This window comes from Streptomyces sp. NPDC104367, from assembly GCF_055583825.1.
Map to the genome: position 1 here is coordinate 204737 of NZ_JBVJND010000001.1, position 14628 is coordinate 219364.

The window sequence follows — 14628 nt, forward strand, 5'->3', positions numbered from 1 at the left end:
CGGCGGGGAGAGGTGCTGCTGGGTGCGGGCCGGGAGGCCGGAAGGACCGGTCAGACCCGACAGCGGGCACAGCCCGGTGCGGTACACGCGCTACACAGTGCGCTGTTGACGCGGAGCAGGTCGACGGCGCGGTCGACGACGAGCGGGCTCGCATACGGCTGTACGCAGCCCTGGGAGCGGCGCTGGGCCGTCCTGGGAGCTGCGTACATGTCCGTCACCCGTCACTGTTGTTCAGGCCCGTGGGCCTCGCGCTTACCGAAACGTCATCCGGTCGGGTCGTCACCTGGGGCACCCCACCGCGATCGGAGGGTTGCCGGTCAGCAAGCCAGGGCTTGAACGCTGACGCTCTTGACCGTTCTTGTCCGCAAGTAACTCAGTTGCCCGAAGGAATGTCAACGCCTGTCCAGTTGGCGGAACGGTTCTGACCGCTCTCACCTGCGGGACCGTCGGCGGCGTGTCCCACCCAGTCCAGGATCTGGACGGCGGCGCCGGCTGCCTCCAGCCCCTGGCAACGGGCGTGGTGGCGGCGGGCGATGCCGTCGAGGTCGAGATGGGCGCCGAAGGCCGGGTGCGCGGCCAGCCGCCGGGCGTAGGCCCACAGCACCGGGTGGTCGGCGATGCGGTGCACGGCCGAGGCGTCCAGGTGGTTGCGGTGCACGGTGTCCAGCTGCACCAGGGTGACCCACAACTCCACGTCCGCAGCCGTCAGTCGACCGCCGACCAGGAACTCCACATCGGCCAGCCGGCGCTCCAGGACGGCCAGGGTGGCGAGCAGCGTCTCCAGCGCCTCCGGGTCGCCGCCCTCGCTGCCGGCGCGCTGCGCGGCCCGCTCGATGCCCTCGGCGCAGAGCTGTTCGACGGCCTCGATCTCGGACTCGGTGCCGCACGGGTAGAGCCGGGTGACCCCGTCGCCGAAGTAGCGGTCGAGGTCGCGCAGGATGTCCGGGCCGTGGGTGCTGACGATGCGTCCGGACCAGGCGTCGCTGAACACCGGGGCCAGGGCCGGTCCCGTGTAGTGGTGGGCGCTCGCCTCGTACAGCGGACGCAGGGCCGAGTGGCTGCCGTCGGGGCGGTCCGGGACGGCGGGCAGGAAGGTGACCGGACAACAGTCGTCGAGGGCCAGCAGGCTGTGGCCGACGGCGATGCGCAGGCCGGCGGGGCAGGCGGTGGACAGGTGGAGGCGGTAGCGGCGCGGCACGGCGTAGTGGCCGCTGCGCGCGTCCCGGCCGATGCGGCCCCGGAAGCCGGGGGTGGTCCGGACGGACGGGAGGGCGGCGAGCGGAGTGATGGACATGTGTCTCCCCGGGTGCGGGCGCGCGGACGTACGCGCGGCGGAAGCGTTCGTCGGTGGGCGGCGGGAGGTCAACGTCTGCGGCCGATGGCGCTGCACACGCGCTGCAGGTCGATGTGCAGACGGGAGGTGAGCAGCAGGGCGGGGTACGGCGTACGGCTCTCCCGGCACTGACTGCCGACCGTCCGCAGGCGACCCATCTTTCCCTACCTTTTCACTAGGATTCCCATCCGGAGTGTCGATCGCCCACCGCCCCACGTCAAGAGGGCGTCCATCCCTGGGACACCGGCCCTCCGACTTGCCGCCGCGCGGACGGGGAGGTCCGCTGGAAGGACGGGGTCAGCGACGGGAGCCGGACGGGATGAGCGAGCCTGCGGGGGCCGGGGCGGTGCCGGGGGCCGTGCCCGAGACGTTCGTGTTCACCTGCCGGGACTGCGGCGAGGCGTGGCGGGCCACCTTCCAGGCGGTCTTCTTCACCGACCCGGTCGCCGACCCGGAGCTCCAGAGCACCCTGGAGTACGTCGACGAGGCCGGCCGCGCGGTGCGCTCGCCGCTCACGGACGCGGTCTGCCCGCGCTGCGGCGGCCGGCACGTGCGGATCACGGCACCGGAGCGGTGAGCCCAGCGCCGACGCTGGGCGCCGACAGCGGGACCCGACGCCGGGACGGTCACCCGAACGGCCCGCGCGGGCTGGTCGGCGCAGGTGGCGGATGGTGGCGTGGAGGGACGTACCGCGTTCCCGAGGAGGAAGTCGCGATGACCCGTCCGTCCCGACCCGTGCGTGTTCTCACCCCGGCCCTGACGGCGGGGATCCTGCTCGCCACGGCGGCCTGCGCGGACGACAGCGGCTCGCCCGAGGCCGCGGCCGTCACCCCCGCCGCCGAGCGCTCCCCGGCCCCGTCCCGCACCCCCGCCCTCACCGGCGCCGGCGCCCAGGCCGCGCTGATCACGCCCGCCGACATCGAGGACGACTGGCAGCTGGCCAACGACGCCGCCACCTGGCGCAACCAGATGCTGGTGGGCAAGGTCGACAAGGCCGAGTTCCTCAGCGGCGAGGCCGCCGCCGCCGACTGCCAGCGGCTCCTCGACGGCCTCTACTCCGACAGCCTGCTGGGCCGCGCCACCGGCGCCTCCGGGCTGCGCGGCTTCACCTCGCAGGACGCCCGGCTGCTGTACCAGGTCGGGGACTACGGCCAGCCCACGATGGAGGCCACGCTGAACTGGCTGAAGAGCCTCCCGGAGAAGTGCAACCAGTTCACGGTCACCGCCTCCGGCGGCAGCAAGCGCACGGTGCAGGTCGTCGAGTACAAGGAGCCGCCGAAGGTGGCCGACGACCTGGCGGCGCTCACCGTCACCGTCCAGGGCACCTCGAACGGGCAGCCCGCCACGACCACCCTGGACGTGGCGGCACTGCGCGTCGGCGCCTCCGGTGCGGCCGTCACCAACGGCGGCCTGTCCGGCGTCGACCACCCCAGCACCGAACTGGCCGTGCAGAACGGGGCCCAGCGCCTCAAGGACGTCCTGGCCGGCAAGACCCCGGCGCCGATGCCGAGCCAGTTCGACTAGGCCGGCACCGGTGCGGGCACGGGCGGCCGGGTCAGTGCAGGGGCTCGGGGTCCTCGGTGTTGCGCTGGGTGCTGCCCGGCTCGCCGTTGTCCCGGTGCCACTCGACGACGAGTTCGTCGCGGGTGCCGAAGCGGACCAGGTGCCGGCCGACCACTCCTTCCAGGAGGTCGAGGTTGCCGGCCTCCGTCTCCACCGCGAGCAGCAGCGCGCCCTCGGCGGCGGCCAGGGTGCCGGTGCCGTTCTGGAAGACGATGGTGCCGAGGCCGGTCTCCTCGTCCCAGGTGGTCTGCGAACGGCGGCTGAGGTGCGAGGCGAGCTGCTTGGCGTAGCGGGCGGGCCGGTCGGTGCTGACGCGGGCTTCGGAGCGGGCCATCTGGGACTCCCGGTGTCGGGCGTGCGTTGACGGCCTCACGCTACGTCGGCGGGCGGCGGACCGCGCCGGTCGGGGCAGCGCACGGGCGCACGCACAGTTTGCGGGTTCCGGGCAGGGGAAAGGGGGCCTCCGAAGAGAGCCCCTGGCCCGCGGAAACCTCCGGCATCACTGTCGGGACGACAGGATCTGCACCTGCGGCCCCTTGACCCCCAGGAGCAGAGGTCGAGGGCACTTTCTGGACATAACAGATTCAACTGGGGCAGACCATGTGCGCAACAGGCCCGCCGCGCACCATCGCGTACACCGTGTGGTCCCCAACTGGTCCCCGCGCCGCTCCCGCAGCACCTCGTAACGAGACCCGGACTTCGCCGCGCTCGCGCCGGGCTGGCACCACAGCGACATCCTTCCCACCCGCCCCACAGGGCAAGCAAGTTCAGACGTCACCCGATCGTGCGGCAGACCCGGGCGTCGACGGCGGCCTCGAAGGCGTCCTGGGCGAGCCCGTCCCGCGCGTCGGCGATCACGCACGACGGCGCGGCGCGGGACGGGTCACCTCGGGGAGGACGCCGGCCACGATCCGACCATCGCGGTAGGCGTCGAGGTAGTCGAAGAGATGTGCCAGACCGACGGCCCGCTTCCCCGCGCGCTCGGCGCCGAGGACGCTGCGGGTGAGGAAGCGGGCGGACGTCGGTGTGGCACCGGCCGCGAGCAGAGCCCGGAGAGCTCGCGCTCGGACATGCGGACGCTGCCGGTCATGGCGCGTCAGCGCCCGTGGTGGTGCATGACGTGCTTGGTGCGCGAGTAGTCCTCCAGGGCGTAGACCGAGAGGTCGCGGCCGTAGCCGGAGCCCTTGAAGCCGCCCCACGGGACCTCGTTGGCGAGCACCAGATGCGAGTTGACCCAGACGGTGCCCGCGTCGAGGCGGGCGGCGACGGCGTGACTGCGGCGTGCGTTCTCCGTCCACACGGAGGCGGCGAGTCCGGCCTCGACGTCGTTGGCGCGGCGGATCGCCTCGTCCTCGTCGGTGAAGGTCTCGATGCTGACGACCGGCCCGAAGACCTCCTCGCGGGTGATCTCGGCGCCCTCGGCCACGTCGGCCAGAACGGTGGGCGCGACGAAGTAGCCGGGCTTGTCCTCGTCGAGGGCGGCGCCGCCGACCACGGGACGGGCACCCTGGCTGATGGCCCGGCCGAGGTAGCCGCGGACGCGGTCGTAGTGCGGCTTGGAGACCAGCGGGCCGATCTCGACGTCGTCGCCCGCGCGCGGGTCGCCGACGGTGATCTGCTCGATCTCCCGGACGAGGTGCGCGGTGAACTCCTCGGCCACGGAGGCGTGGACGAGGACGCGGCAGGCGGCGCCGCACTCCTGTCCGCTGTTCCAGAAGCCGGCCGTACGGAGGCCGGCCGCGGCCGCCTTGAGGTCGGCGTCCTCGAAGACGACGAACGGGGCCTTGCCGCCCAGCTCCAGGTGGACGCGCTTGACCGTGTCGGCAGCGGCGCGCGCCACGGACTGCCCGCTGCGGGTCGAACCGGTCAGCGCGATCATGGCGATGTCGGGATGGCGCGCGAGCCGGTCGCCCACCACGGAGCCGCGGCCCGTGACGACGTTGAAGACACCGGCCGGAAGGAGGTCCGCCACGAGTTCGGCGAACTTCAGCGTGGACAGCGGGGTCTGCTCGGAGGGCTTGAGGACCAGGCAGTTGCCGGCCGCCAGAATCGGCGCGATCTTCCAGGCGCCCATCAGGAGCGGGTAGTTCCAGGGCGTGACCGCGCCGATGACGCCGAGCGGCTCGCGCAGCATCAGCGACGTGTGGTCGGTGACATATTCACCGGCCGCGAGGCTGCTTCCGGTGGCGCGCAGGGCGCCGGCCATGAAGCGGAAGCCGTCGGCGGTCATGGAGATGTCGTCGCGGGCGACGGCGAACGGCTTTCCCGTGTCGGCTGCTTCCAGGCGTACGAGGAGGTCGGCGTCGGCGTCGACCCGGTCGGCGATTGCCAGGAGGAGGTCGGCGCGCTCCTTGGGGGTGATCCGGGCCCAAGCCGGGTGGGCGGCGCGGGCCGCAGCCACGGCCCGGTCGGTCTCCTCGACCCCACCGAGCGGGACACGGGCGAGCAGTTCCTCGGTGGCCGGGTTGAGAACGTCGCTCATCTCGACACCGGGTTCGCCGGCATGTCCATCCACGAACTTGCCGTCGATGAAGTGGCCCAGCGGGGGCAGGTCTTCCGCGCTGGTCAGGGATGTGGCGGCGGCTGCGGGACGGCGGACGGTGAACGTCATGGCAGGGAATCCCCCGGGTCTCAGTCGCGGACGGACAGGTGCGGCAGGTCGGCGAGCGCGGCACGGATGCGCTCGCGGTGCGCCGTCTCAATGTCGAGCAGCGGCTCGCGCGGCACCCCGACAGGCAGACCGATCTCCTGGAGCGCGGCGCGGACCCCCTGGATGAAGGGGCCGCCGGTCATCAGCGTGTCCATGAGCGGGTAGATGCGCTTCCAGCGTGCCCGGGCCAGTTCCAGATCGCCCGCGGTCAGTGCCTGGTGCACGGCGACGAGGTCGGCGGGCATCACGTTGGCGGTGCCGGCCATGACGCCGGCGGCGCCTTCGGCGACGGCGGCGAGCAGCAGGCTGTCCCAGCCAAGGTAGGTGGTGATGACGTCGCCGTGGTGGTGGATGAGCTGACCGGCCTGCGCCATGTCGGCGCTGGTGTCCTTGATGTAGCGAATGTTGTCGACCTCGCGGGCGAGTGCGCCGACGGTGTCGGGGTCGAGGTTGACGCCGGTCGCGCTCGGGATGTTGTAAAGCATGACGGGGATGGAGACGGAGCCGGCGACCGTGCGCAGGTAGCGCAGCGTCTCGTCCATCGTCAGGGCCTCGTAGTACGGGGCGACGACCATCACGACGTCCGCGCCCGCCTGCTCGGCGTGCCGGGTGAGGGCGATGGCCTCGCGGGTGGCGACGGCGCCGGTCTGGGCGATGACCGGGACGCGGCCGGCGGCCTGGTCGACGACGGTCTCCACGAGCAGGCGGCGCTCGTCACCGGTCATGGCGGCGAACTCGCCGGTCGAGCCGCCCGCGACGACGCCGGACACGCCGCCGTCGATCGAGCGGTCGACGAGGACGCGCAGCAGCTTCTCGTCGATGTCTCCGGCCTGGTCGTACGGGGTGGCGAGGGCGGTCAGGATGCCGTTCTGCAGAGGCATGGTGTTCTCCTTGGCGAGAGGTGGTCGAGGTTCAGGAGGCGGCGATCAGACCCGTGCGGGCGGTCTGCCGGTGCGTGGCGATCAGGGCGCGTACGTCAGTGGCGGCGTTGAGGCCGGACTGGATGGCTGTCTCGGTGTAGAGGGAGCCCATGTAGTCGCCGGCGAGCAGGACGCGGCCGGTGCGGCGGGTGAGGACGGGCTGGAGCTTGCCCCGGCCGGGGAAGCAGTACGGGGCGCCCAGCGGGAGACGCCAGACGTGCGACTCGGTGACGTCGGAGGCGACGCCCGGCAGCACCTGGTCGAGGTCTTCGAGGTAGGTGGTGCGGATGCCGTCGTCGTCCAGGTCCATCAGGTTGCGGGCGAGGGTGCCCGGCGAGAACGTCATCAGGCTGGAGCCGGGGTGCCGTTCGCGGCTGTAACCGTGCTGGATGTTGGACATGTTGAGCACGACGTTGAAGGACCGCTTGGGTGTCGCGATGCCGTAGGCGTCGTCCCAGGGGCGTCGCGAGGTCTCGTTGGTGAGGAACGCGGCGCTGACGTAGGGCCCGTACTGGATCTTCGAGAGGGCTTCTCGGACGTCCTCGTCCAGATCGGGTGCGATGCGGTGGGTGACCGGGGCCGGGGTGGCGAGCACGGCGGTGCGCGCCTGGACCTCGAACTCAAGGCCGTCCTGCTGGTAGCGGACGACGACCGAGTCCTTCTTCTGCACCACTTCGCTCACCGACGCGCCGAGCTGGACACGGTCGCCGAGCGCCGCGGCGATGGTCTCGGTGAGGGTGGACGGGCCGTTCATGATGGAGTTCGACAGCCCGGCGCCGATGTTCCACACGAGGCTGAAGTAGCCGACGCCGGCACCGGCCGAGATCTGGTCGATGTCGCCGGCGGAGCGGGTGACGGTCGGCTCGAACAGGGCCTGGGCGTCGGCGGGGATGTCGCCGATGAACTCCTTGAAGCTGATGTCGTTCATGAAGTCGTAGACCCGCTGCTGGCGTTCGGCCTCGCTCTCGCCCTTGCGCCGGCCGACGATCCGGGCGTACTTGCCGACCTTGGTGAAGACCTTGGCGCCGGTGGTGAGCATGCCGACGCGGGCGGACAGCGGCATCGGGATGCGGAAGGGGTACGTCTCGACCCGGCCCTTGAGCAGCAGCTTGCCGTTCATGTGGAGGCCGGACAGCGAGCCGGGGACGGGGACGGCGTCGACGCCGGTGTTGTCCAGGAGCCACGAGGTGGCGGAGTCGCCGCCCGCGTAGACGTGGCCGCCCCAGTTCAGGAAGTAGCGGCCGCGCTTCTCGGAGCGGATGCGGCCGCCGACGCGGTGGTCCGACTCCAGGACCAGAGTGTCGAGGTGGCGCAGCCGCCAGGCGGCGGAGAGCCCGGCGATGCCACCGCCGACGATGACGACGTCTTTCATGGGAGCCCCTTGATCTCCAGCAGGCCGGATCGGCCCGCCCAGTGGGTACGGAAGCGCTGGTGGAGATGCCCGTGGACGGACAGTGGCCACTCGGCGAACTGACCACCACGATAAGATGTGATCACAGATCACACAATGGTTTGCGGTCATCGTTCACATGGATCACGCGGAAAATCGATCAAAGATCACAGAGCTGACCGCTCCCGACCCGAGGCTGCTTAGGATGCGCACGTGGATACCTCGAAACGCCTGGAACCGACCCTGTCGATGGCCGACCGCGTGTACGCGGTGCTGCACGAATCGATCATGAGCGGGGAATTCCCCGTCGGTTACCGGCTGCGGATCCGCGACCTCGCCGCGCTGGTGGGCACCAGCGAGATGCCGGTGCGCGAAGCGATCCGGCGCCTGGAGGAGGCCGGCTTCGCCGAGCGCGTCCCGCACCGGGGCTCCGTCGTGAAGGGCCTGGACCTCGCCGAGCTGGTCCACGCCTACGACGTACGACTGCTGGTCGAGGTCGAGGCGACGCGGCTCGGCGCCGCCCGTGTCACCGAGACGGACATCGCCCGCATGCGCGGGGGCCTGGACCAGATGCGGCAGGCCATCGCCGACGGCGACGTGATGGCCTACCTCGACCGCGACGAGGACCTGCTCGCCGTCCTCTACGAAGCCTCGGGCAACCCGGTGCTCGTGAACACGGTCCGCACCCTGTGGGGCCAGTGCCGCGCCTACAAGACCGTCGGCGCGCGCTCCGCCCTGGACCGGCCCGGCGACGACGCCCTGTGGCGGCATCAGGAGCGCCTGGTGAAGGCCCTCGAAGCTGGTGACTCCGAGGCCGCGACGGACGTCACTCGCGCGTCGCTGGTCAGCGCGACGGACCGCATCAAGGCGCAGCTCAAGGAACAGCGCAAGCAGTAGCCCCGCCCGGGGCGGCCTGGAGCGCGCAGGTCGGGGTGGCGATGCCGGTGAGCACCACCATCCCGGCCTTTCGCGCGGCGGCGTCAGACGCGGTCGGGCTCGGCGACCGCGCCCACGGCCGACTCCTTGACCCAGTACTCGGCGCCCTTGATGCCGAGCGGCTCCGGGTCGAAGACGGGGTCCAGTCCGTCGCGCCGCTGCCGGTCGTAGTCGCGGATGACCTTGCGGACCACGGGGGTCAGCAACAGGACGGCGCCCATGTTGAGCCAGCCGAGGATGCCGTAGCCGATGTCACCGGCCGCCCACATGGCGTCGGCGGTCACCGTGGTGCCGGTGAACGCGATGCCGAGCGTGCCGAGTTTGACGAACGCCTCCCACAGCTTGCTGCGCCGCTCCCCCAGCAGGAACATGAGGTTCGTCTGGGCCACGTAGAAAAAGAACACCATCGAGATGAAGGCGAACATCGTCACGGCCACTGCGACGAAGCCGGAGCCCCAGCCCGGCAGGCTCGAATCGATCGCCTCCTGGATGTAGTTGGGGCCCGCGACCGCGCCCGGCACGTTCTCGACGAGGTAGCCGCCCGCCGGGTCGGTGACGTTGTAGGCGCCGGTGACGACGAGGAGCAGGCCGCTCGCCGTACAGATCAGCAGGATGTCGATGTAGATGCTGAACGCCTGGATGATGCCCTGCTTGCCGGGGTGGGAGACGGTGGCGGCGGCCGCGGCGAAGGTGCCCTCGCCCAGACCGGTGGCGGAGGCGAACACCGCACGGCGCACGCCCCAGGCGACCGCGAAGCCGACGATCCCGCCGAAGACCTGGTCCTTGCCCACGGCGCTGGAGACGACGAGGACGATCGCGTCCGGCACCTTCTCCACATTGAGGGCGATGATCACCAGGGCGCTGACGACGTAGACGAGCGCCACGAACGGGACGACGGCCTCGACGACCTTCACGATCCGGCGCGTGCCGCCGACGATGACGAGTCCGAGGACGCCGGCGACCACGACTCCGACGACGGGGCCGTCCACGCCGAAGGCGAGCTTGGCGCTGGAAGCGATGTTGTTGGCCTGGACGCCGGGGAAGACGAAGCCGTAGCCGATGAGGGTCGCGACGGCGACGACGGTGGCGAGCCAGGGGGCCTTGAGCCCGTACTTGATGTAGTACGGCATGCCGCCGCGGTCCTCGTCGCGGACCCGGCGCTTGTAGACCTGCGCGAGGACGGACTCGGCGTACGCGCAGGTGGAGCCGAGCAGCGCGGTGATCACCATCCAGAGAAGGGCACCCGGGCCGCCGGCGGCGACGGCGGTGGCGACTCCGGCGATGGAGCCGACGCCGATCCGGCTGGACAGCGACAGGGCGAGGGTCTGCAGTGAGGTCAGCCCTCCTTCCCCGGCCTCGCCGGAGCGCAGGTGGCGCAGCATGTCGGGAAAGCGGCGGAACTGGACGCCCTTGGTGAGCAGCGTGAACAGCACGCCGACCCCGAGGGCGACATAGGCCAGCGGATTCCAGATCCAGCCGCTGACGGTGGACAGCATTTCCATGGGCGGTGTCTCCAGTGGCTCGGTGACACCCGTCCCCGGAAGACGGGCGGCACTCTACGCGGAGAGTCCGCCCAAGGAAACCCTTGTGTGATCTGTGATCACAGATTAACGTTCTGGCCAACCGGAGGCCGCCCCGCCATGCCTGAACCATCACCTCCGACACCCGTCCCCCACAGACCTGCACGGGCGCGCCGCCGGGAGACACCTGTGCGCTCTTCAAGCGGTGCCTTCACGCCGTAATGCTCTGCTCGGCCCAGATGACCTTGCCGTCCGTGGTGTATCGGGTGCCCCAGCGCCGTGACAATTGAGCCACCAGGAACAGCCCGCGGCCTCCCTCGTCGGTGGTCCGGGCGCGCCGCAGCCGCGGCGAGGTACTGCTGCCGTCGAAGACCTCGCAGATCAGGCCGTCCTGCCGGATCAGACGCAGCCTGATGGGTTCGCGTCCGTAACGGATGGCGTTCGTGACAAGCTCGCTGATGACCAGTTCCGTGGTGAACTGCAGTTCCTCCAGGCCCCATTCGGCGAGCTGACGGGTGGCGCGGTCACGGGCGTCGGCGACGACGACCGGGTCGGGAGCCAGATCCCATGAGACGACTTGACTCGCATCCAGGCCGTGCGTGCGGGCGAGAAGCAGGGCCGCGTCGTCGGTGGGCGGGCCAAGTGGCAGCGCGCCGATCACGTTGTCGCAGACGGCTTCGAGACTCGGAGCCGGGCGGGCGAGCGCGCTCGCGAGGCGTGCCATTCCGATGTCGGGGTCCTTGTTCCGTTCCTCGATGAGGCCGTTGGTGAACAGCGCGAGCAGCGTGCCGTCGGGCAGCTCCACGTCGGCGGCTTCGAACGGCAGGAGGCCCAGTCCCAGCGGTGGCCCCGACGGAAGATCGGGGAAGACGACCGCGCCGTCTTCGGTGACGACGGCCGGGGGCGGGTGGCCGGCCCTGGCGAGCGTGCACTGCCTGGTGACCGGATCGTAGACGGCGTACAGGCACGTGGCGCCCAGTACGGACGTGGCGACGTCCTGCGGGTCGCTCTCGCCGCCCCGGTCCGACTCTTCCTGCTCCACCAGGCTCACGACCAGGTCGTCCAGGTGGGCCAGGAGTTCGTCGGGCGGCAGGTCCAGATCGGCCAGGGTACGTACGGCGGCGCGCAGCCGGCCCATGGTGACGGCGGCGTTCGTCCCGTGTCCGACCACGTCGCCGACGACGAGCGCGACCCTGGCGCCGGAAAGCGGGATGACGTCGAACCAGTCGCCGCCCACCGCGTGCGGAGCGTTCGCCGGAAGGTAGCGGGAGGACACGTCCAGCACGGTCCCTGCCGGCAGTCCATGCGGCAACAGGCTCCGCTGCAGGGCCAGGGCAGCTCTGCGCTCCCTGGTGTAGCGGCGGGCATTGTCGACGCACACCGCTGCACGAGCGACGAGCTCCTCCGACAGACCGACGTCGTCCTCGTCGAACGGGTCCGGGCGGCGGGACCGCAGGAAAGTTGCGACGCCCAGGCGGACCCCCCGCGCATGCACCGGCGTGACCAGCACCGCGTGGACCCCGAGGGCGCGGACCTTGGCCGCCCTGGCCGGATCCTCGTCGGCCCAGGTGCTGGTGGAGTGATCCGCGAGTGACTCCACACAGGGTTTGGCGTCTGTGAGGCAGCGGGCGGCGGGGGAGGCGGGCCCGCGATGCAGGACGTCGCCGGGCCCTTCGGTCGCCTCGGGCCAGGTCGCATGGATGGACCGTTGTCCCGCGCGTCGCAGCGTGGGAGTGGCTCCGGTCGGCCTGGGAGGAGGTTCCTCGCCGTGCAGGACCGATTCGAGCAGGTCGACGGTGACGATATCGGCGAAGCGCGGCACCGCGACGTCGGCGAGTTCCTGCGCGGTCCGTGCGACATCGAGGGTGCTGCCGATCTGCGCGCTGGCGTCGGTCAGCAGGGCCAGGCGTTCCCGGGCTCGCCAGCGTTCGGTGTTGTCCATGGACATGTACCAGACGCCCAGCGCCTGGCCGGCGGAGTCTTCGATGCGGAAGATGCACTCCCACCACGCGTGCTGCCGGATCGGATCCGCCGTGCTGGGAGCGAGGTACTCGAAGTCGAGTGCCGGCACACCGGTCTCCAGCACCTGCCGGTACTGCGCCTCGGCCAGCTCGAAGGACCTGGCCGGCAGCATCTCCGTCAGCCGGCGCCCCAGCCTGCGCTCCCGCGGCACCGCCCCGCCGTACGTCATGACGTCATTGACCCAGACGTACCTCAGATCGGTGTCCAGCACCGCCACACCGACCGGAGCATGCGCGAGCAGGGGCTCGAACACCAGTCGGCTCAGCCTCTCCCCCGGCGCCCGCTCGTCCTGGGCCAGCACCGCCCACCGTCTGCTCCCGGTCGGATCCACCAGGGGAAGGACCCGCACGGCGAGCCGCAGCCGCCGACCGTCGCGGTGCCGCACGACAAGCACCCCGTTCCAGTCGTCGCCCGTAGGGCGCTTCTCGGCTGCGGCGACCGCGGCCGCCCGGTCCTCGGGCTCTGCCAGGAGGGCCAGGACGGACCGGCCCACGATCTCCTCGCCCGGATAGCCGACCAGGCGCTGCGCAGTGTCGGTCCAGCCGGTGACCAGCCCCTGCCCGTCCAGCACCGCCAGCGCCATGTCCGCCGCGCCCAGCGGCCCGCCCGCACCATGGGGCAGGGCGTCCTCCGGGACCGTCATCTTGGCAGTGTCCCTTCACCTCGGCGTCTCCCAGCGGCGAGCCGTCCGGTGCTCCCCCGCGCACTCGGCGGCGCGTCCGTGTACCTCCATGATGTGCCGCATGCCCGGTCGACGGCACACCGAGGCGGGGGCGTGATCGGCGCGCACGGCGATCACGGAGCGTGCGTTCAACGGGAGCCGGCGGGGTACTCCGCGTGCCCCTCTCGCAGGCCGTCGGCCGAGCCGGCCCCGGAAGCGGCGTCCACGGTGGTACGGGGGCCCGTGTAACTGTTCTTCACCCGGATTTCCCGGGCCGGCCAGAGCGCGACCAAGGTGCCGGCGACGACGAGCGGCGTGTAGTCGACGTACTTCCAGGAGAAGCCGGCGTTCCACGGCACACCGCCGGGGGTCGTCGGCAGGACAGCGATGACCGTGGTGAGGGCGATCTCTCCGACGGTGACGGGGGCGAGCCACTTGTAGTGACGGCCGAGGTTCCAGCTGCCGGTCCCGGACGCCGGTCCCTTCCTCCAGCGCTGGAGGATCGGGATGGCGAAGGCCAGGTACAGCCCCACGACGCCGATGGAGACCACAGCGTTGAACGCGACCGGGACGGGCGCGCCGTTGACGTCCACCTCGACCAGTGCCGGCAGCGTCAGGGCGACTGCCGGGACGGCGACCAGCAGCACGCTGTACAGCGGCCCACCGCTCCTGTTCAGACCCAGGTCCACCACGTGGACTCCGTCCGCGGCCCCGTTCAGCCGCCTGGCCGCTCCGCGACCGACCTACGACAACCCGGTGATCTGCGGCCCTGAAAACGACTCGCCCGGCACGGACAGGCGTCCGCTGAGCGCCCCCGTGGTCACGGGAGTGCCCCAGGTCACGCTCTCCGAGGAGCCGCCCGGCGCTCCCCTCACCACCGACCCGGTCATCGCCCGCAGCAGGGCGGCACGGCCGGCGTTGCGCACTGACGCCGGTCAGATGACGCTGCGGATCGCGGCCTCGAACCCTTCCACGTGACCCGCCGCCAGCGCTTCGGCCTTGTCCGCGTCGCGGTCGATGATGGCGCGCAGGAGCGGACCGTGCTCATGCACATGGCCGACGAGTCCGGGCAGCCGGTCGGTGAACAGGCCCCAGATCCGGGTGGCCAGGTTGTCGTACCTGACCAGGGTGTCCTCAAGGTAGGGATTGCGCGTCGCGGCATATATGGCGCGGTGCACAGACATGTCGAGCCGGATCAGGTCCGTGCCGCCGTGAGACGTGTCCGCCAGCTGCGTCAGCAGCCGCGCCAGTTCAGCCCGGTCGTCCTCACTGGCGCGCTCTGCGGCCAGGGCCGCGGCGAGAGGTTCCAGCTGCAGCCTCACCTCCGAGATGTGGCCGAGGTCGGCAATCTGCACTTCGGTGGCGAAGGTGCCACGCCGGGGGTAGGCGACGATGAGGCGCTCGTGTTCGAGCCTCTTCAGCGCCTCCCGGACCGGGGTGCGCCCGAAGCCGAGCTCTGCGGCGATCCGCTCGTCATTGATGGGTTCGCCGGGACGGATCTGCAAGGTGACCAGCCGGTCCGAGATGGAGCGATACGCCTGGTCAGCCAGCGTTCCGTGGCTCTGACCAGTGACGGGCGACGAAGTCACTCCGCTTCCTCCCTTGACTCGGCTCAATCGGCCCTCCTAGTGTA

General features: G+C 71.1%; 13 protein-coding genes and 1 riboswitch. Of the genes, 3 read left to right on the forward strand and 10 right to left on the reverse strand.

What is annotated here, in order from left to right; all coding sequences use genetic code 11:
* Nucleotides 1–243 precede the first annotated feature (243 nt).
* Nucleotides 244–354: riboswitch (SAM riboswitch) on the reverse strand.
* 19 nt (nucleotides 355–373) lie between these two features.
* On the reverse strand, nucleotides 374–1294 hold the full coding sequence (locus ACZ619_RS00895; RefSeq protein ID WP_469592612.1) for a glutathione S-transferase C-terminal domain-containing protein: 921 nt from the start codon (nucleotides 1292–1294) through the stop codon (nucleotides 374–376).
* Nucleotides 1295–1362: 68 nt separating this feature from the next.
* On the reverse strand, nucleotides 1363–1491 hold the full coding sequence (locus ACZ619_RS00900) for a putative leader peptide (RefSeq protein ID WP_469592614.1): 129 nt from the start codon (nucleotides 1489–1491) through the stop codon (nucleotides 1363–1365).
* 161 nt (nucleotides 1492–1652) lie between these two features.
* Here ACZ619_RS00900 and ACZ619_RS00905 point away from each other — a divergent pair, with 161 nt between their 5' ends.
* Nucleotides 1653–1910, forward strand: coding sequence for a hypothetical protein (locus ACZ619_RS00905; protein WP_469592616.1), 258 nt, complete (start codon nucleotides 1653–1655; stop codon nucleotides 1908–1910).
* A 137-nt stretch (nucleotides 1911–2047) separates the two neighbouring features.
* On the forward strand, nucleotides 2048–2857 hold the full coding sequence (locus tag ACZ619_RS00910; RefSeq protein WP_469592617.1) for a hypothetical protein: 810 nt from the start codon (nucleotides 2048–2050) through the stop codon (nucleotides 2855–2857).
* A gap of 31 nt (nucleotides 2858–2888) precedes the next feature.
* Here the strand turns inward: ACZ619_RS00910 and ACZ619_RS00915 are convergent, their stop codons facing one another.
* The 4 genes from ACZ619_RS00915 to ACZ619_RS00930 form a co-directional block, all read right to left on the reverse strand.
* Nucleotides 2889–3230: a DUF2218 domain-containing protein gene (locus ACZ619_RS00915; protein WP_469592619.1), complete on the reverse strand. Its 342-nt coding sequence runs from the start codon at nucleotides 3228–3230 to the stop codon at nucleotides 2889–2891.
* A gap of 762 nt (nucleotides 3231–3992) precedes the next feature.
* Nucleotides 3993–5507 (reverse strand): aminobutyraldehyde dehydrogenase, encoded by a 1515-nt coding sequence (locus ACZ619_RS00920; RefSeq protein ID WP_469592621.1) that lies wholly within the window; start codon nucleotides 5505–5507, stop codon nucleotides 3993–3995.
* Between the two features lie 20 nt (nucleotides 5508–5527).
* Nucleotides 5528–6427 carry a 4-hydroxy-tetrahydrodipicolinate synthase gene (gene dapA, locus ACZ619_RS00925; RefSeq protein ID WP_469592623.1) on the reverse strand — a complete coding sequence of 300 codons (900 nt, stop codon included), beginning with the start codon at nucleotides 6425–6427 and terminating at the stop codon, nucleotides 5528–5530.
* 31 nt (nucleotides 6428–6458) lie between these two features.
* Complete coding sequence (locus tag ACZ619_RS00930; protein WP_469592625.1) at nucleotides 6459–7838, reverse strand: flavin monoamine oxidase family protein; 1380 nt, start codon at nucleotides 7836–7838, stop codon at nucleotides 6459–6461.
* A gap of 231 nt (nucleotides 7839–8069) precedes the next feature.
* Here ACZ619_RS00930 and ACZ619_RS00935 point away from each other — a divergent pair, with 231 nt between their 5' ends.
* The gene (locus tag ACZ619_RS00935; protein WP_469592627.1) at nucleotides 8070–8753 is read left to right on the forward strand and encodes a GntR family transcriptional regulator; all 684 of its coding nucleotides are present in this window, start codon (nucleotides 8070–8072) and stop codon (nucleotides 8751–8753) included.
* An 83-nt stretch (nucleotides 8754–8836) separates the two neighbouring features.
* Here ACZ619_RS00935 and ACZ619_RS00940 read toward each other — a convergent pair whose 3' ends face one another.
* The 4 genes from ACZ619_RS00940 to ACZ619_RS00955 all read right to left on the reverse strand — a co-directional run bounded on the left by ACZ619_RS00940 (nucleotide 8837) and on the right by ACZ619_RS00955 (nucleotide 14584).
* Entirely contained in the window at nucleotides 8837–10294 is a 1458-nt protein-coding gene (locus ACZ619_RS00940; protein WP_469592629.1) for an alanine/glycine:cation symporter family protein, read from the reverse strand.
* Between the two features lie 229 nt (nucleotides 10295–10523).
* Nucleotides 10524–12977 carry a SpoIIE family protein phosphatase gene (locus tag ACZ619_RS00945; protein WP_469592630.1) on the reverse strand — a complete coding sequence of 818 codons (2454 nt, stop codon included), beginning with the start codon at nucleotides 12975–12977 and terminating at the stop codon, nucleotides 10524–10526.
* A 167-nt stretch (nucleotides 12978–13144) separates the two neighbouring features.
* Nucleotides 13145–13687 carry a hypothetical protein gene (locus ACZ619_RS00950; RefSeq protein WP_469592632.1) on the reverse strand — a complete coding sequence of 181 codons (543 nt, stop codon included), beginning with the start codon at nucleotides 13685–13687 and terminating at the stop codon, nucleotides 13145–13147.
* Nucleotides 13688–13930: 243 nt separating this feature from the next.
* Nucleotides 13931–14584: a GntR family transcriptional regulator gene (locus ACZ619_RS00955; protein WP_469592634.1), complete on the reverse strand. Its 654-nt coding sequence runs from the start codon at nucleotides 14582–14584 to the stop codon at nucleotides 13931–13933.
* Nucleotides 14585–14628 lie beyond the last annotated feature (44 nt).

Coding starts and splice junctions, on each gene's coding strand:
- ACZ619_RS00895 (WP_469592612.1), bottom strand. CDS start 1,294: ATGTCCATCACTCCGCTCGCCGCCCTCCCGTCCGTCCGGACCACCCCC.
- ACZ619_RS00900 (WP_469592614.1), bottom strand. CDS start 1,491: ATGGGTCGCCTGCGGACGGTCGGCAGTCAGTGCCGGGAGAGCCGTACG.
- ACZ619_RS00905 (WP_469592616.1), top strand. CDS start 1,653: ATGAGCGAGCCTGCGGGGGCCGGGGCGGTGCCGGGGGCCGTGCCCGAG.
- ACZ619_RS00910 (WP_469592617.1), top strand. CDS start 2,048: ATGACCCGTCCGTCCCGACCCGTGCGTGTTCTCACCCCGGCCCTGACG.
- ACZ619_RS00915 (WP_469592619.1), bottom strand. CDS start 3,230: ATGGCCCGCTCCGAAGCCCGCGTCAGCACCGACCGGCCCGCCCGCTAC.
- ACZ619_RS00920 (WP_469592621.1), bottom strand. CDS start 5,507: ATGACGTTCACCGTCCGCCGTCCCGCAGCCGCCGCCACATCCCTGACC.
- dapA (WP_469592623.1), bottom strand. CDS start 6,427: ATGCCTCTGCAGAACGGCATCCTGACCGCCCTCGCCACCCCGTACGAC.
- ACZ619_RS00930 (WP_469592625.1), bottom strand. CDS start 7,838: ATGAAAGACGTCGTCATCGTCGGCGGTGGCATCGCCGGGCTCTCCGCC.
- ACZ619_RS00940 (WP_469592629.1), bottom strand. CDS start 10,294: ATGGAAATGCTGTCCACCGTCAGCGGCTGGATCTGGAATCCGCTGGCC.
- ACZ619_RS00945 (WP_469592630.1), bottom strand. CDS start 12,977: ATGACGGTCCCGGAGGACGCCCTGCCCCATGGTGCGGGCGGGCCGCTG.